This is a genomic window from Pseudonocardia sp. D17 (assembly GCF_036984265.1).
Lineage (GTDB): Bacteria > Actinomycetota > Actinomycetes > Mycobacteriales > Pseudonocardiaceae > Pseudonocardia > Pseudonocardia benzenivorans.
Genome location: NZ_BPRG01000044.1, coordinates 18,286 through 33,341, shown reverse-complemented (window position 1 = coordinate 33,341; position 15,056 = coordinate 18,286). Strand labels below are relative to the sequence as shown.

13 protein-coding genes and 1 riboswitch are annotated in these 15,056 nt (G+C 73.9%); of the genes, 10 read left to right on the top strand and 3 right to left on the bottom strand.

The window, feature by feature from the left end; translation table 11 throughout:
- Window positions 1-6: 6 nt before the first annotated feature.
- The 4 genes from PSD17_RS08260 (at window position 7) to PSD17_RS08245 (ending at window position 4,409) form a co-directional block, all read left to right on the top strand.
- Complete coding sequence (locus PSD17_RS08260; RefSeq protein ID WP_013674801.1) at window positions 7-756, top strand: SDR family NAD(P)-dependent oxidoreductase; 750 nt, start codon at window positions 7-9, stop codon at window positions 754-756.
- A gap of 72 nt (window positions 757-828) precedes the next feature.
- A complete protein-coding gene (locus tag PSD17_RS08255) occupies window positions 829-1,605 on the top strand; it encodes an enoyl-CoA hydratase/isomerase family protein (RefSeq protein WP_339122310.1) in 777 nt (258 codons plus the stop codon).
- Between the two features lie 98 nt (window positions 1,606-1,703).
- Complete coding sequence (locus PSD17_RS08250) at window positions 1,704-3,674, top strand: flavin-containing monooxygenase (RefSeq protein WP_013674803.1); 1,971 nt, start codon at window positions 1,704-1,706, stop codon at window positions 3,672-3,674.
- Between the two features lie 162 nt (window positions 3,675-3,836).
- Window positions 3,837-4,409 (top strand): bifunctional nuclease family protein, encoded by a 573-nt coding sequence (locus PSD17_RS08245; RefSeq protein ID WP_445260997.1) that lies wholly within the window; start codon window positions 3,837-3,839, stop codon window positions 4,407-4,409.
- On the opposite strand, the gene PSD17_RS08240 is transcribed toward PSD17_RS08245, so the two are convergent.
- From PSD17_RS08240 to PSD17_RS08230, 3 genes are all read right to left on the bottom strand, one after another.
- Window positions 4,406-5,773 carry an NAD(P)/FAD-dependent oxidoreductase gene (locus PSD17_RS08240; protein WP_339122308.1) on the bottom strand — a complete coding sequence of 456 codons (1,368 nt, stop codon included), beginning with the start codon at window positions 5,771-5,773 and terminating at the stop codon, window positions 4,406-4,408. The two genes, PSD17_RS08245 and PSD17_RS08240, sit on opposite strands and share 4 nt — an antisense overlap.
- A gap of 208 nt (window positions 5,774-5,981) precedes the next feature.
- A complete protein-coding gene (locus PSD17_RS08235) occupies window positions 5,982-7,403 on the bottom strand; it encodes an aminotransferase class V-fold PLP-dependent enzyme (RefSeq protein WP_013674806.1) in 1,422 nt (473 codons plus the stop codon).
- A gap of 41 nt (window positions 7,404-7,444) precedes the next feature.
- Window positions 7,445-7,558: riboswitch (SAM riboswitch) on the bottom strand.
- A 76-nt stretch (window positions 7,559-7,634) separates the two neighbouring features.
- On the bottom strand, window positions 7,635-8,798 hold the full coding sequence (locus PSD17_RS08230) for an FAD-dependent oxidoreductase (RefSeq protein WP_339122307.1): 1,164 nt from the start codon (window positions 8,796-8,798) through the stop codon (window positions 7,635-7,637).
- A 289-nt stretch (window positions 8,799-9,087) separates the two neighbouring features.
- On the opposite strand from PSD17_RS08230, the gene PSD17_RS08225 reads away from it, so the two are divergent.
- The 6 genes from PSD17_RS08225 to PSD17_RS35330 form a co-directional block, all read left to right on the top strand.
- Window positions 9,088-10,020, top strand: coding sequence for an alpha/beta fold hydrolase (locus tag PSD17_RS08225; protein ID WP_339122306.1), 933 nt, complete (start codon window positions 9,088-9,090; stop codon window positions 10,018-10,020).
- Window positions 10,021-10,202: 182 nt separating this feature from the next.
- On the top strand, window positions 10,203-11,153 hold the full coding sequence (locus tag PSD17_RS08220) for an SMP-30/gluconolactonase/LRE family protein (protein WP_013674809.1): 951 nt from the start codon (window positions 10,203-10,205) through the stop codon (window positions 11,151-11,153).
- Window positions 11,154-11,245: 92 nt separating this feature from the next.
- Complete coding sequence (locus PSD17_RS08215; RefSeq protein WP_013674810.1) at window positions 11,246-12,004, top strand: SDR family NAD(P)-dependent oxidoreductase; 759 nt, start codon at window positions 11,246-11,248, stop codon at window positions 12,002-12,004.
- A 157-nt stretch (window positions 12,005-12,161) separates the two neighbouring features.
- Complete coding sequence (locus PSD17_RS08210; RefSeq protein ID WP_339122305.1) at window positions 12,162-13,775, top strand: ABC transporter substrate-binding protein; 1,614 nt, start codon at window positions 12,162-12,164, stop codon at window positions 13,773-13,775.
- Entirely contained in the window at window positions 13,772-14,692 is a 921-nt protein-coding gene (locus tag PSD17_RS08205) for an SMP-30/gluconolactonase/LRE family protein (RefSeq protein ID WP_013674812.1), read from the top strand. Before PSD17_RS08210 ends, PSD17_RS08205 begins: the two co-directional genes overlap by 4 nt.
- Before the next feature lie 211 nt (window positions 14,693-14,903).
- A partial coding sequence (locus PSD17_RS35330) for a hypothetical protein (protein WP_445260998.1) occupies window positions 14,904-15,056 on the top strand: 153 nt, incomplete at its 3' end.

The window sequence follows — 15,056 nt, the reverse complement described above, 5'->3', positions numbered from 1 at the left end:
GCCCCGATGTCCTCCTCGATCTCCGAGGTGACGCGCGTCGTGCTCGTCACCGGCGCGGCCGGGGGCCTCGGCGCCGCCGTCGCGCGACGGCTCGCCGAGCCCGGCACGGCCCTCGTGCTGTGCGACCTCGATCCCGCCGGCCTGGAGACGGTCGCGGGCTCGCTCGACGGGACGCCCGTGCGCACGCAGGTCGTCGACGTCGGCGACGCGGCGCAGGTCGACGCGGCCGTCGCCACGGCGGTCGAGGAGTTCGGCGGGCTGCACGTGATGGTCAACAACGCCGGCGTCATCGCGCCCAACGCCCGCCTCCACAACCTCACCGCCGCGGACTGGGACCTGCAGCTGCGGGTCAACCTGATGGGCGTCGTACACGGCACGACCGCGGCGATCCGCGTGATGCGGAAGGCGGGCGGCGGTTCGATCATCAACACCGCGTCGGTCGCGGGCCTCACCGCCTGGGCCTACGCGGCGCCCTACTGCGCGACGAAGGCCGCCGTCGTGCACCTGACGAAGGTCGCCGCGGTCGAGTACGCGAAGGAACGGATCCGGGTCAACTGCGTGTGTCCGGGGACGTTCGAGTCCGGCATGTCGGCGAAGATCCCGCGCGAGGCCATGGCGGCGATGGAGGCGAAGCACCCGCTGGGCTTCGGCACCCCGGAGGACCTCGCGGGCGCCTTCGCCTACCTCGCCGGCGACGAGTCGCGCTGGACGACCGGGGCTGCGATCGTCGTCGACGGCGGCTACGCGGCTCCCTGACCCCCGTGAGTGGCGATGGTCGCCGGAGCGACCATCGCCACTCACGACCTGATCGAGGAAAGGCGCGACACCATGAGCATCGAGTTCGACGTCGACGGCGCCGTCGCGACGATCACCATCAACCGTCCCGAGGCCCGCAACAGCCTCGATCCCGAGCACAACGACCTGCTCGCGCAGGCCTACCGCCGCTTCCAGGACGACGACGCGCTGCGCTGTGCGGTCCTCACCGGCGTCGGCAACTCCTTCAGCGCCGGTGCCGACCTCAAGAAGCTGATCCCCGTCGTGCGCGACACGGTGCTCGACGACACCGCCGAGCCGTGGGTGCTCGGGGGTATGACGATGACGGCCGAGGCCGGCAAGCCGATGATCGCCGCGGTCAACGGGCACGCCCTCGCCGGCGGGTTGGAGCTGGCGCTGGCCTGCGACATCCGGATCTGCGTCCCGCAGGCGACGTTCGGCCTCGCCGAGGTGCGCTGGGCGATCATCCCCGGGGCCGGCGGGACGCAGCGGCTCCCGCGGGCGGTGCCGGTGGGCGTCGCGACGGAGATGATCCTGACCGGCGACCCGATCGACGCCGAGGCGGCGCTGCGCCACGGCCTGGTCAACCGCATCGTCGAACCCGACGGACTGCTCGCGGAGGCGACGCGCGTCGCGAAGGTGATCGCGTCGCGGGGGCCCGTCGCGGTGCGCGCGGCGAAGGAGGCGATCCAGACCGGGCTGCGCGAGGGTCTCGGGGCCGGGCTGCTCGCCGAGCAGCGGCTGCTGGCCGCCTGCATGCGCACCGAGGACGCCGCCGAGGGCCCGCGGGCGTTCGCCGAGAAACGTGAGCCCGTCTACAAGGGCAGGTGAACGGTGGCGGTGCGGCCGTCGGGCCCCTACCCTGTTTCGTAGACCGGTCGTTACACGAAACTCGGCCCCGTGGGGCCGGGTCGGATGACGGAGACACGATGACGGAGACACGAGGGGACGGTCGGGGGTTCCGGATGACCGCCGACGACGCGACCCTGCGCGAGGCGCTCGAGTCGGCGAACATCCCGACCCTGCTGCTGGTGCTGGCCCACCTCACCGGTGACCGGAGCTGGCTCGCCGAGCCGTACCTGCCGTCGCGCTCGATCGCCACCGACGACAACGACACCGCCGGCTTCACCGAGGAGCTGCAGGCCCACGTCCGCGCCGAGGCCTTCGCGTTCCTGCGCGCCTGGCGCGACGGGGAGGTCGAGCTCGCCGGGCCGCCACCGGTCGACGACGTCGCCGACCGCGTCGGCATCTCCTGCGGTGAGACCGTGCCCCCGGAGTACAACGTCTCGATGGCCGAGGAGGCCGGGTTCGTCGACCGCGACGCCCACTGGACCGCCGCCCCGCCCCGGCGGCGCGAGGACCTGCGGGTCGTCGTCATCGGGGCGGGGGAGGGCGGCATCTGCACCGCCGTCAAGCTCGGCGAGCTGGGCATCCCGTACACCGTCGTCGAGCGCCACGACGCCGTCGGTGGCATCTGGCTGGAGAACAGCTACCCGGGTGCGGGCGTCGACACGGCCAGCGCGCTGTACTCCTACTCGTGGGCGCAGAAGCCCGACTGGTCGCGCTACTTCGCCAAGCAGCCCGAGATCCTCGGCTACCTGCAGGAGGTGGCCCGCGACCACGGTGTACTGCCGCACGTGCGGTTCGGCACCGAGGTCGTCGCCGCGCGCTGGGACGACACCGAGCGGGTCTGGCGGGTCGGCATCCGCCCGGCCGACGACCCCGACGCCACGCCGACCGAGCTCGTCGCCGACGTGCTGATCAGCGCCGTCGGGCAGCTCAACCGGCCCGCCTACCCGCCGATCCCCGGCCTGGACTCGTTCGCCGGGCCGATGTTCCACTCGGCGCGCTGGGACCATTCCGTCGACCTCACCGACAAGCGGGTCGGGATCGTCGGCACGGGCGCGAGCGCGATGCAGATCGTCCCGGCCGTCGTCGGCGGCCCCGCGCACCTCACGGTCTTCCAGCGCTCGGCGCAGTGGGCCATCCCGAACACCAACTACCACCGGGTCCTGACCCCGCAGACGCGGGTGCTCATGGAGCAGGTGCCCTGGTACGCGGCGTGGTACCGGCTCCGGCTGATGTGGATCTACCAGGACAAGCTGCACCCGACGCTGCGCCGCGACCCCGACTGGGAGCACCCCGAGCGCTCGGTCAACGCGATCAACGACCGGCACCGCCGCTTCTTCGCCGAGCACCTCATGTCCGAGATCGCCGGACACGAGGACCGGCTGCTCGACAAGGTCATGCCGACCTACCCGCCCTACGGCAAGCGGATGCTGATCGACAACGGCTGGTTCGCCGCGCTGCGCCGCGACGACGTCGACCTCGTCACCGACGCGATCGCGCAGGTCGACGAGAAGGGCGTCGAGCTCGCCGACGGCTCCCGCGTCGACCTCGACGTCCTCGTCATGGCCACGGGGTTCCAGAGCCGCCGGATGCTCTCCCCGATGGACATCCGCGGCCGGTCCGGCCGCTCGCTGCGGGAGATCTGGGGCGACGACGACGCCCGCGCCCACCTGGGCATCACGGTGCCGGACTTCCCGAACCTGTTCATGGTCTACGGCCCGAACACCAACCTCGGGCACGGCGGCAGCGTCATCTTCCACACCGAGTGCCAGGTCGGCTACATCTCCCGGATGCTGGTGACGATGCTCGAACGCGACATCGGCACCGTCGAGGTGCGGCCCGAGGTGTGCGACGAGTACAACCGCCGCGTCGACGAGGCGCACGCCGAGCTCGTCTGGACCCACCCGGGCATGACGAACTGGTACCGCAACGCCGAGGGGCGCATCGTCACCAACTCGCCCTGGCGGCTGGTCGACTACTGGGCGATGACCCGCGAGCCGGATCTCTCCGAGTTCGTGACGACACCCCTGCCCGAGCACGCCGCGACCTGACCGCTCACGACCCGCTCGTCGACGGAAATGTCCGTTCCGTGACCTGCTGTGCCGGCGCGGCCACCTCGGCGCGGTCATTCCCTTCCCGATGCGCGTCGGACGGGTGCAGGGTGGGTATCCGCTGACGCCGAACGCGAGGACGGGGAGGACAGCGTGCCGGAGATGACGGTGGTCGCAGTGGGCATGGACCCGGCCGGGACGCAGCCCGTCCTGCTCCTGCGGGAGGTGACCGGGGCGCGCCGGCAGCTCCCGGTGCTGATCGGGTTGCCCGAGGCGGCGGCGATCGAGCTGCAACGTCAGGGGGTCGACCCGCCGCGACCGCAGACCCACGACCTGATCCGGCATGTCGTCGACGCGTTCGGGCGGCGGCTCGAACGGGTCCGGATCACCGAGCTGCGCGACGGCATCTACCACGCGGAGCTGCAGTTCGACCGGGAGACGCGGGTGTCGTCGCGGCTGACCGACGCCGTCGCCCTCGCGGTCCGCGACGGACTGCCCATCGAGGCCACCGAGGACGTGCTCGAGGCGGGCGCCGCCCCGGTCCAGCTGCTCGACCTGACCGGCGCCGACCCCGACGACGAGGACGTCGCCGACGATCCGGCCGCGCCCGCAGGGCCCGACCTCGATCCGGCGGAGAAGGCCGAGGTCGAGGAGTTCCGGCGGATGCTCGACTCGGTCTCGCCGGAGGACTTCGGCCCGTCGGGCGAGGATCCGGCGGGCGGCGAGAAGGACTAACCGGAGCGCTCCGGCTGCTTCTGCGGCTCGCTCGTCGTCAGCGGGACGGCCGAGCCCCGGACCAGGCCCAGCTGCACGGCGGGCCGGCCGAACACCGCGTCGAGCACCCAGTCCACGGCCACCCGGGTGCGGTTGCCCGGCATCGAGAGCAGGTGGTAGCCGCGGGTGACCGCGGTCGCCGGCAGCCCGGAGAGCGGGATCCCCAACGGGTTGGCGGCGGCGTCGCGGCCGCCCAGCTCGACGACGAACCCCAGGTCGTGGTGCTTGTAGCTCCGGGCCTCGCCGACGCCCAGCGAGGCGGCGACGTTGCGCGCGGCCAGCGCGCCCTGGCGTTGCGCGTGCTGGGCGGTCATGGCGGTGAGCTCGCCGGGACGCGTCCGGTCGGGAACCGCGGCGATGTCCCCGCAGGCCGTCACGTCGGGGTGTCCGGGCACGACGAGCCGGTCGTCGACGACGAGCCTGCCCTTGTCGGTCTCGAGGCCCAGCCCGGCGACGAGCGGGTCCGGCCGCACCCCCACGCACCAGACGAGCGTGCGGCTCGCGACGTCCTCACCGCCCGTCAGCCGGACGCCCCGGGCGTGGGCCTCCTCGACGGAGGTCTCCGTGCGGATCTCGATGCCGCGCTCGCGCAGCACGCGGTCGGTCGAACGGGAGAGCCGCTCGTCCAGGCCCGGCAGCACACGTGGGGCGACGTCGACGAGCAGCCAGCGCACCCGCTGTCCCCGCAACGCCTTGTGCGCCCGGCGCAGCTGCTCGGTGAACAGGACGCCCTGCGCGGCGACCTCGGTACCGGTGTAGCCCGCGCCGACCACGACGAACGTGCACCGGGCGTCGCGGGTGGCCGGGTCGGTGGTCACCGCGGCGAGGTCGATCTGGCGGACGAGGTGGTCGCGCAGGTAGACCGCCTCGGCGATGCCGCGGAACCCGTGCGCGTGCTCGGCGACGCCGGGGATCGGCAGCAGGGCGTTGACGCTGCCCGCCGCGATCACGAGCCGGTCCCACGACGTCTCCCCGCGGCCGCCCTCGGGATCGACCCACCCGACGGTGCGCCCGTCGAGGTCGATCGCGTCGACCTTGCCGAGGACCACGTCGGCCTTGGGGAGGGCGGTCGACAGCGGCACCGACACCCTCCTGGGGTCCAGGACCCCCGTCGCGACCTCGGGCAGCAGCGGGAGGTAGAGGAAGTAGTCGGTCGAGCTGACGACGACGACCTCCGCGTCGGGCAGCCGTGCGGTCAGCCCCTTCGCGGCCGCGAAGCCGGCGAACCCGCCGCCGATCACCACGATCCGCGGCCGTCCGCCCGTGCCGCAGCCGCCGGACCCTGTCGTCACCGGCCCGTTCCCGGGCCGGCCGTTCCTCGACATGTCGACGTCCGGCGTGCCGTTCCCCGTTGCGCCCACTGCATCCCCCGCGCTCGTCGTCGGACCGCCGTCGGACCGGAGGCCGTCGGGGCCGCGCGGTCCGCGCCGATGATTCTCCGGCGCCTACCCGTGCGTCGAGGGGTCGAAAAGCGGACGGCGGATCCGACCGGAGGATCCGGCCGGGAGGCGGCCGCGCGGGAGAGGGCGGGTGTCAGTGCCCGCAGCCGCGCCCGGCGCCGGTGACCTCGTCGCCGATGCCCAGGCCGAGCGGGTCGGTGTCCCGGCCGTCGGCCGTCGGCAGCCAGCGCCCGTCGACGCACTCGTAGGCCACGCCCGGGCCGTCGGTGACGAGCGTGCGCAGGGCGGCGAGGAGCCGGTCGACGTCTGCTGCCGTCGTGCCCAGGCCCAGGCTCGCCCGGACCGCACCCTCGGCCCAGCCGGTGAGGCGGGCCAGCAGCGGGTGCGCGCAGAACTTGCCGTCGCGCACCGAGATCCCGTGCTCGGCGGACAGGTAGGCGGCGACGAGGGCCGCCGGGTAGCCGTCGACGGTCAGGCTGTGCACGCCGACCCGGTCGGGCGCGTCGTGCCAGATCCGCAGGGTCCGGACGCCGGGGATGTCGGCGAGGCCGGCGTCGAGCCGCTCGGAGAGGGCACGCTCGTGGGCGGGAGCGGCCTCGTCGATCACGGCGTCCAGCGCCTCGCACGCGGTGGCGAGCGCGACGGCACCGGGGACGTTCGGGGTCCCGGCCTCGTGCCGGTGCGGGGCGGCGGTCCAGGTGACCTCGGCGGGGGAGCCGTCGCCGACGGCGTCGACCCGCACGACGGCGCCGCCACCCGCCAGGTAGGGCGTCGCGACGTCGAGCCAGTCGCGGCGGCCGACCAGGGCGCCGGTGCCGTAGGGCGCGTAGAGCTTGTGGCCGGAGAGCGCGACGTAGTCGATGCCCGTCGCCGCGATGTCGACCCGGCGGTGCGGGGCCAGCTGAGCCGCGTCGACGACGAGGCGGGCCCCGTGGGAGTGGGCGAGGTCGGCGATCTCGGCGAGCGGCAGCACCTCGCCGGTCACGTTCGACGCCCCGGTGATCGCGACGAGTGCCGTGGGCCGGGCCTCGAGAGCGGCCCGCAGCTGGGCGAGGGTCGCGTCGACGGTGGCCGCCGCGCGCAGCACCCGGTGCTCGCCGCCGCGCCAGGCCAGCAGGTTCGCGTGGTGCTCGACGTCGAGGCACAGGACCGCGCCGGGCACCGCCCCGGCCAGCAGGTTCAGCGCGTCGGTGGTGTTGCGGGTGAAGACGACGACGTCGTCGGAGCGGGCGCCGACGAACCGGCCGACGGTCGTGCGGGCCCATTCGAGCGCAGCGGTGCAGACGGTCGACGCGTAGCCGGCGCCGCGGTGCACGCTCGCGTGGTACGGGAGCAGCGCGGCGACCCGGTCGGCCACCGAGCGCAGGGCCGGGGCGCTCGCGGCGAGGTCCAGGTTGGCGTGCGCGACGGTCGTGCCGTCGACGAGCGGGACCGGCAGCCCGGTGCCCACGAGGGCCGGGAGACAGCTGGCTGCGGGGGCCGGGAGAGCGTGCGCCGCGACGTCGGCGGGGACGGTGGGCGCGGTGGGGCGGGCGGCCTGGAGCACAACGGACACGACGGACCTCCGGTCCAACAGGGACCCGGGGCGTGTCGGCGGGTCCGCGCTTGCCGACGCGCGTTCCGCGACGGCCTGGTCGTCACCCGGAGCACCCCGCCGCGGAGGAGGGTTGCCGGCCAGCGAGCCGGGGCTTGACGCTGGCGCTCTTGACCTGAGCGAGACCGTACGGGGCGGGCCGACGGGTGCGCAACCGTGGCGGCGGTCACATTCCGGGCGGTGTGAGTCGGGTCAGCGGCTCGCCGCGGGGCTGAGCGTGCGGGCCGTCGGCGCGTCGGCGGAGAGGTCGGCGACCATGCGCCCCAGGGCGGGCGCGACGGCGAACCCGTGTCCGGAGAAGCCGGCGGCGACCACGAGCGGACCGGTTCGGTCGACGAGGAACCCGGCGTCCGGTGTGGACACGAATGTGCACGAGCGCGGCGCCGGGTCGGTGGCGTCGAGGCCCGGCAGGTAGTGCTCGACGTAGCGCTGCAGCCGCGAGAGCTGCGCGGGCTCCGGCCGCGGATCGCGCACGTCGGGTTGCCAGTCGGGGCCCGTCCCACGGAACGCGACCTTGACCCCGATCCCGGGCACCCCGATCCCGTACACCGAGGCCGGCCACCCCTGCGCGGGTCCGATGTGGTGGATCAGGGTGGGCCACCGGACGTCGCCGACCACACACGGCGTCGCGCCGACGGGACGGAAGATCGTCGGCTGCTCCTCGGTGACGCGCAGCGCCGGCAAGGCCACGAGGTCGCCGATCAGCCCGGCGGTCCAGGCGCCCGCGGCGAGCACGACCCGGCGGGCCCGGATGGTCCCGCCGGGGATCGTGATCTCGGCCAGGTCGTCGTCCAGCACGTCGACCCGTTCGACGGGCGTCGAGTGCCGCACCGTGGCACCACGCCCGATGGCCGCGGCCGTCAGCGCGGCGACGGCCTGGTCGGCGCGCAGCCGGCCTGCCGAGTCCGGCTGGTGGAGCACGGGCCCGTCGAACCGCAGCCCCGGCCACAGCCGCGAGGCCTCGGCCGGCTCGAGCCACTGGTGTCGGATGCCGTGCGCGGCAAGCGATGCGGCCACGGCCGCGGTGCGCACGGGGTCGCCGTGGTCGATCCCGCCGGTGAGGTGCAGCAGCGCCGCGCCCGTCTCGTGCTCCAGCTCGCGCCACCGGTGCAGCGACTCGACCGCCAGCTCCACCTGAGCGGGCGAGGTGTGGCTCTGCCGGTAGATCCGGGTCGCGCCGTGCGAGGTGACGCGAGGGTGGCCCAGCTCGTCCTTCTCCAGGACGAGCACGTCGTGCCCGCGCCTGGCCAGCTGCCAGGCGGCGGCGGCGCCGATGACACCGCCCCCGATGACGACCACCTCCACCGACGCCGCCCGCCGTCCCGGCTGGGTTCGCGCATCGGGTGCAGGGGTCATGTGGCCCTCCGGGCGGTCGACGGGACGTGCTGGAGCGGACAGTCGTCGGCCGCGCTGTGCCCTGGTGCGCCTGCAGCGCACCGTGGGACCGTCGGGAGGAGGGCGGATGAACCGCGGTGGTCCGTCCGGGGACCCCGCGACGGGCCGCCCCGACTCAACCTGCCCGGTCCGACTGTGTCAAGCGTCGCAGCCCGGGTGGGGCACGTGTCCGGTCGCGGAGCGGCCATGGCGGGACGTCGTCGGGCACGGTGTCGTACGGTCGGGCATCCCGAAGAAGGAGCAGCCCACCGTGTCCGCAGCCGTCCCTGCCGCATCGACGTCGGCCGCCCAGCGTTCCGACACCGGCGTCCCCGCGTGGTTCACCGACGCCGTCGCGACCGAGGCGGAGCCCGGCGAGGTGCGGGTCGACGGTGTCGACGTCCGCTACCGGGCCTGGGGCCCGCCCGGCGACGGGTTGGTGCTGGTGCACGGCGGCGCCGCGCACGCGCGCTGGTGGGACCACATCGGACCGCTGCTCGCCCGGCCCGACGGCAGGCGCGTCGTCGCGGTCGACCTCTCCGGGCACGGCGACTCGGGCCGCCGCTCCGCCGGGTACGCGCTCTCGAGCTGGGCCGACGAGGTCATGGCCGTCGCCGAGGCCTCCGGCACCGGTCCGATGCCCGTCGTGATCGGGCACAGCATGGGCGGCATGGTCGCGCTGGTCGCGGCGCAGCGGCACGGCGAGCAGCTGGCGGGCGCGGTCGTCGTCGACACCCCGGTGCGCGAGCAGACGCCCGAGGAGACCGCGGCGCGGGAGCGGCGGGCGTTCGGCCCGCTGCGCGTCTACCCGACCCGGGAGGACGCGCTGAGCCACTTCCGGCTGGTGCCCGACCAGGACAGCGAGCTGCCCTACGTCGTGCGGCATATCGCCGAGCACTCGCTGCGCCCGGTCGAGGGCGGCTGGAGCTGGAAGTTCGACCCGGCCATGTTCGCGCGCACCGCGATGGCGCCCGGCGACCTCGCCGTCCCGGGCTGCCGGGTGGCGCTGTTCCGGGCCGAGCACGGGCTGGTCCCGGCCGACATGGGCGAGATGATCGTCGACCGGCTCGGCCGCGGCGTCCCGCTCATCGAGATCCCGACGGCCGCGCACCACGTCATGGTCGACGAGCCGATCGCCCTGGTCACCGGCCTGCGCGCGCTGCTGGCCGGCTGGCGGCACTCGCGGGCGCACCGCCAGCCCTGACCGGCCCGGTCGGGCCCCGGTCGGGCCCCCGTCGGGCCTCGGTCACCGGGGCGTCGTCTGACGGTGCCGCACGGATCGTCACGGGATCCCGCGCGCCGGTCCCTGGCCCCGGCACCGGGGACGGCGGCACGCTCGCAGCGCGCCGCCGCGGTCGCGGCAGGCGCGGTCCCCGAGGAGGCGACATGCGCAGCGGTGCGCCGGAGGTCGACGACGACCTGACCTACGAGGTCGCGACGGACGGGCTCGAGTTCCCCGAAGGCCCCATCGCGATGGACGACGGCTCGGTCGTGGTCGTCGAGATCAAGGGCGGACGGCTCACCCGGGTCGCGCCGGACGGCACCCGGACGACCGTCGCCGAGTGCGGGGGCGGCCCGAACGGCGCGGCGGTCGGCCCCGACGGCGCGTTCTACGTCTGCAACAACGGCGGGTCGACCTGGACGACCCGCAACGGGCGCGCGGTGCCCGGTGTGCAGGGCGAGGACTACGTCGGCGGCTCGATCCAGCGCGTCACCGCCGACGGCGAGGTCACCGACCTCTACACCCACGTCGACGGCCACCGGCTGCGCGGCCCGAACGACATCGTCTTCGACGACCAGGGCGGCTTCTGGTTCACCGACATGGGCAAGATCCGCCCGCGCGAGCTCGACCACGGCGGGCTCTACTACGCCACGGCCGACGGCTCGTCGATCGTCGAGGCCGTCTACCCGATGATGCAGGCCAACGGCGTGGGGCTCGCCCCGGACGGGCGGACCGTCTACGTCGCCGAGACGACGCCGGGCCGGCTGTGGGCCTTCGACCTGGACGGGCCCGGTCGCATCCGCCGCGATCCGGCGACCCGCAACGGCGGCAGGCTGCTGTACGGGTTCCCCGGGATGCGGTGGCTCGACTCGCTTGCCGTCGACGCCGACGGCAACGTGTGTGTCGCGACGCTGCAGGCCGGGGAGATCAACGTCGTCTCGCCGGGCGGCGAGCTGCTCGCGACGCGTGTCCCGCCCGGTGGGGACACCGCCATCACCAACATCTGCTTCGGCGGTCCCGACCTGCGGACGGCGTGGATCACCGCGTCGGGCACCGGCGTGCTGTGGCGCACGACGTGGGACCGCCCGGGCCTGCGGCCGGCCTACAGCGCCTGAGCGAGGGCAGCCCCGCCCGCGCCGCACGCAGCGACAGGGAATCCGGCACGGATCCCGCTGCCCGGCGCGGCGCGGGCGTCCACGCTGGGCCGATGGGGTCGATGGAGGGCAAGTCGGGTCTGGTCACGGGTGCGGCGAGCGGGATCGGCCGGGCCACCGCCGTGCGTGCGGCCGCCGAGGGCGCGTCGGTGCTGGTGTCGGACCTCGAGTCCGCGCGCGAGGGCGGCGAGGAGACCGTCGCGATCATCCGCAAGGCCGGCGGCACGGCCGAGTTCCAGGTCTGCGACGTGGCGCAACCGGCCGACCACGACGCGCTCGTCGCCGGGGTCCTCGAACGCTGGGGCCGGCTCGACTTCGCGCACAACAACGCGGGCGTCGGCGGGGGCGGGAAGCTGCTGGCCGACATCGCCGACGAGGAGTTCGACCGGGTCATCGCGATCAACCTGCGCGGGGTCTTCCTCGGCATGAAGCGCCAGATCCGGGCGATGCTCGCAGGCGGCGGTGGGTCGATCGTGAACACCGCGTCGAACGCCGGGCTGCGCGGGGTGCGGCGGCTCGCGCCGTACACCGCCGCGAAGCACGGGCTGGTCGGCCTGACGAAGAACGCCGCCGTCGAGTACGCCGAGGACCTGATCCGGGTCAACGCGGTCGCCCCCGGGACGATCATGACCGGCTTCGCCCGGGGGGCGAGCCCCGAGCGGCTCGCGCAGATCATGAAGCCGCAGGCGTTGCAGCGCATCGGCGAGCCCGAGGAGGTCGCCGCCGCCGTCGTCTGGCTGATGTCCGACGACGCCTCCTTCGTCACCGGCGTCACGCTGCCCGTCGACGCGGGGTCGGTCGCGGGCTGGTGACCCGTCCGCCGGGTTCGCACGGATCGTCAGGGGAGCTCGCGCCCCCTCGGTGGTCCGGTCCGGCGGCCCGGCCGCACGCTGTGTGACGCAGGCGACTCCTGCACGCGGACGGATCGACGGACGCCCGCGCCGGACCGACGCTCGATGGGGAGTGGCGATGCCCGTGCGTGCCCGGACGTCCAGAACGATCGCGGTGGTGGCCGCGCTGTGCGCGGCGCTCGTCGCGACGGCCTGCGGGTCGGCGAGCCCGCCGGCCGAAGGGCCGCAGCGGGTGCACCTCGTCGACCCCTACGGCGGCGACCCGGCGAAGGAGGGCGACCCGCAGCGCGGCGGGACCCTCGTCATCGGCAACGACCGGGAGATCATCAGCTTCGACCCGACGCGGCAGAACGCCAACCTCGCCGCGCTCGGCGTCTACGACTCGCTGCTCAAGCTGATGCCCGACGGGTCCGCCCAGCCGTACCTCGCGAAGTCGATGAGCACGTCGGACGACGGCACGACCTGGACGCTGGGTCTGCGCGAGGGCGTGCGGTTCTCCGACGGGACACCGCTGGACGCGAACGCCGTCGTCGTCAACACCCAGCGGCACATCGACAAGGCCGCCTCGCCCGCGCACGTCTACGCCATGCAGATCGCGTCGATGACCGCCGTCGACCCGCTCACGGTCCGCTTCACGCTCAAGGCCCCGCTCGGGGACTTCCCGACCGTGTTCGCCCAGCCGCTCAGCTCGGGCACCCTCGGCATGATCATCTCGCCGGCCGCGCTGACGCGGTACGGCGACGACATCGGCAACCACCCCGTCGGGGCCGGGCCTTTCGTGCTGAAGACCTGGGTGCGCGACAACAAGATGGAGCTGGTCCGCAACCCGGACTACTGGCAGCAGGGCAAGCCCTACCTCGACGGCGTCGAGATCCGGCCGCTGCCCGACACCGACAGCCGCTACACGACGATGACCAACGGCGACGTCGACATGATCAACGGCGGCTTCAACCAGGAGCTCGTGCGCGCCTTCACCAACCCGGACCTGCGCGTCTACTACGGGCCCGGCAGCGGCGGCGTGCTGAACTACTTCAACGTCACGAAGGCGCCGTTCGACGACCCACGAATGCGTGCGGCGGCCGTCGCCGCGATGGACCCGCAGGCCCTGGGCGCCAGCTTCTTCTCCAACCAGCTCGTCGCCGCCGACAGCCTGTTCGACGGCTCCACGAGGTGGCACACCCCGGCGGCGTCCGACGCCTACCCGCGCTACGACCAGGCCCGCGCGAAGGACCTCGTGGCGCAGTACGTCGCGAGCGGCGGCGACCCGACGTTCAGCTACTTCACCGACCGGTCCTCGGTGCCGCTCGGGGAGTTCGTGCAGGCGTCGATGGCCGCGATCGGGGTCACGGTGCACGTGCAGTACTTCGACCTCGCGCAGTTCGCCGGCAACGTCCTGCAGGCGGGCGACTTCCAGATGGCCAGCGGCCTGTCCGCGTTCGACCACCCGTTCCCCGGGGCGGGCCGGATCGTGCAGACCGGCGGCTCGGTCAACTACGGCAAGTACTCCAACCCGCAGGTAGACACGCTGCTGGCCGACGCCGCAGCCACCACCGACCCCGACCGGCGGGCGTCGGACTACCAGCAGGTCGAGCTCGCGGTGAACAAGGACCTGCCGATCCAGTGGCTCTCGCGCAGCTACCTGTCGACGATCACCAAGCCCTCGGTCAAGGGCGTCGACCGCTACGTCACGCGGGACCTGTACTTCGCGGGCATGTGGAAGGAGCAGTCGTGAGGTTCTCCGAGTTCGGGACGGGCCTGCAGTTCCCGGAGGGGCCCGTCGTGATGCCCGACGGGTCGGTCGTCGTCGTCGAGATCAAGCGCGGCACACTGACCCGGATCGCGCCCGACGGGACGCTGTCGGTCGTCGCCGAGTGCGGTGGCGGGCCCAACGGGGCGGCCCTGGGCCCGGACGGCGCGTTCTACGTCTGCAACAACGGCGGGTTCTCCTGGAGCGAGCGCGACGGTCTCACCGCTCCCGGCCCGCAGCCGGCGGGCTACATCGGCGGCCGTATCCAGCGCGTCACCCCCGACGGCGAGGTCACCGACCTCTACACCCACGTCGACGGTGTCGGGCTGCGCGGGCCCAACGACATCGTGTTCGACGACGGCGGCGGGTTCTGGTTCACCGACATGGGCAAGCAGCGGCCACGCGACATCGACCACGGCGGCCTCTACTACGGGCGTGCCGACGGCTCGTGGGTCACCGAGGTCGTCTTCCCGCTGGTGTCGGCCAACGGGGTGGGCCTCTCCCCGGACGGCCGGTACGTGCACGTCTCGGAGACCGTGTCGGGGCGGCTGTGGTCGTGGGAGATCGAGAGCCCCGGGAAGGTGAAGGCCGACCCGTCGTCGCGGGCCCGGCACGGCGGGCGGCTGCTCCACGGCTCCGCGGAGTACCAGTGGTTCGACTCGCTCGCCGTCGAGGCGGGCGGCAACGTCTGCGTCGCGACGCTGTACACGGGCCTGATCAGCGTCGTCTCGCCGGAGGGCGGCCTGGTCGAGGAGGTCCCGATCCCGGGGGAGGACATCTTCGTCACCAACATCTGCTTCGGTGGCGACGACATGCGGACGGCGTACGTGACCTCGTCGGGGCGCGGCGTGCTGTACCGGACGACGTGGCCGCGGCCGGGGCTGGCGCTGCCGTACGGCTGACCCTGTTCCGGCCCGCCTGTCCGCACGCAACCCCACGGTCGTGCCGGCGCACGTGGGCGGCTGTGGGGTTGCGCGCCGTCGTCCGGGTGCGACCTGACGGTCGTGCTCACCGCCGGCGGCGGCCGTCAGGGTGCGACGACTGCGCGGGATCGCACGTCTTCGTGCGCGGCGGCCATTCCGCGGCACGCCAGCGGCTGCCGACGATGGACCCATGTCGACCGCCGCTCCCGACCCCGTCGAGCTCTACCGGCAGATGGTGCGCATCCGCGAGTTCGAGGAGCGGGTGAAGAGCTCGTTCGCCGACCATCCCGGTGTCATCCGCGGGCACACGCATCTCGCCGACGGCGCCGAGGCGTCGATCGTG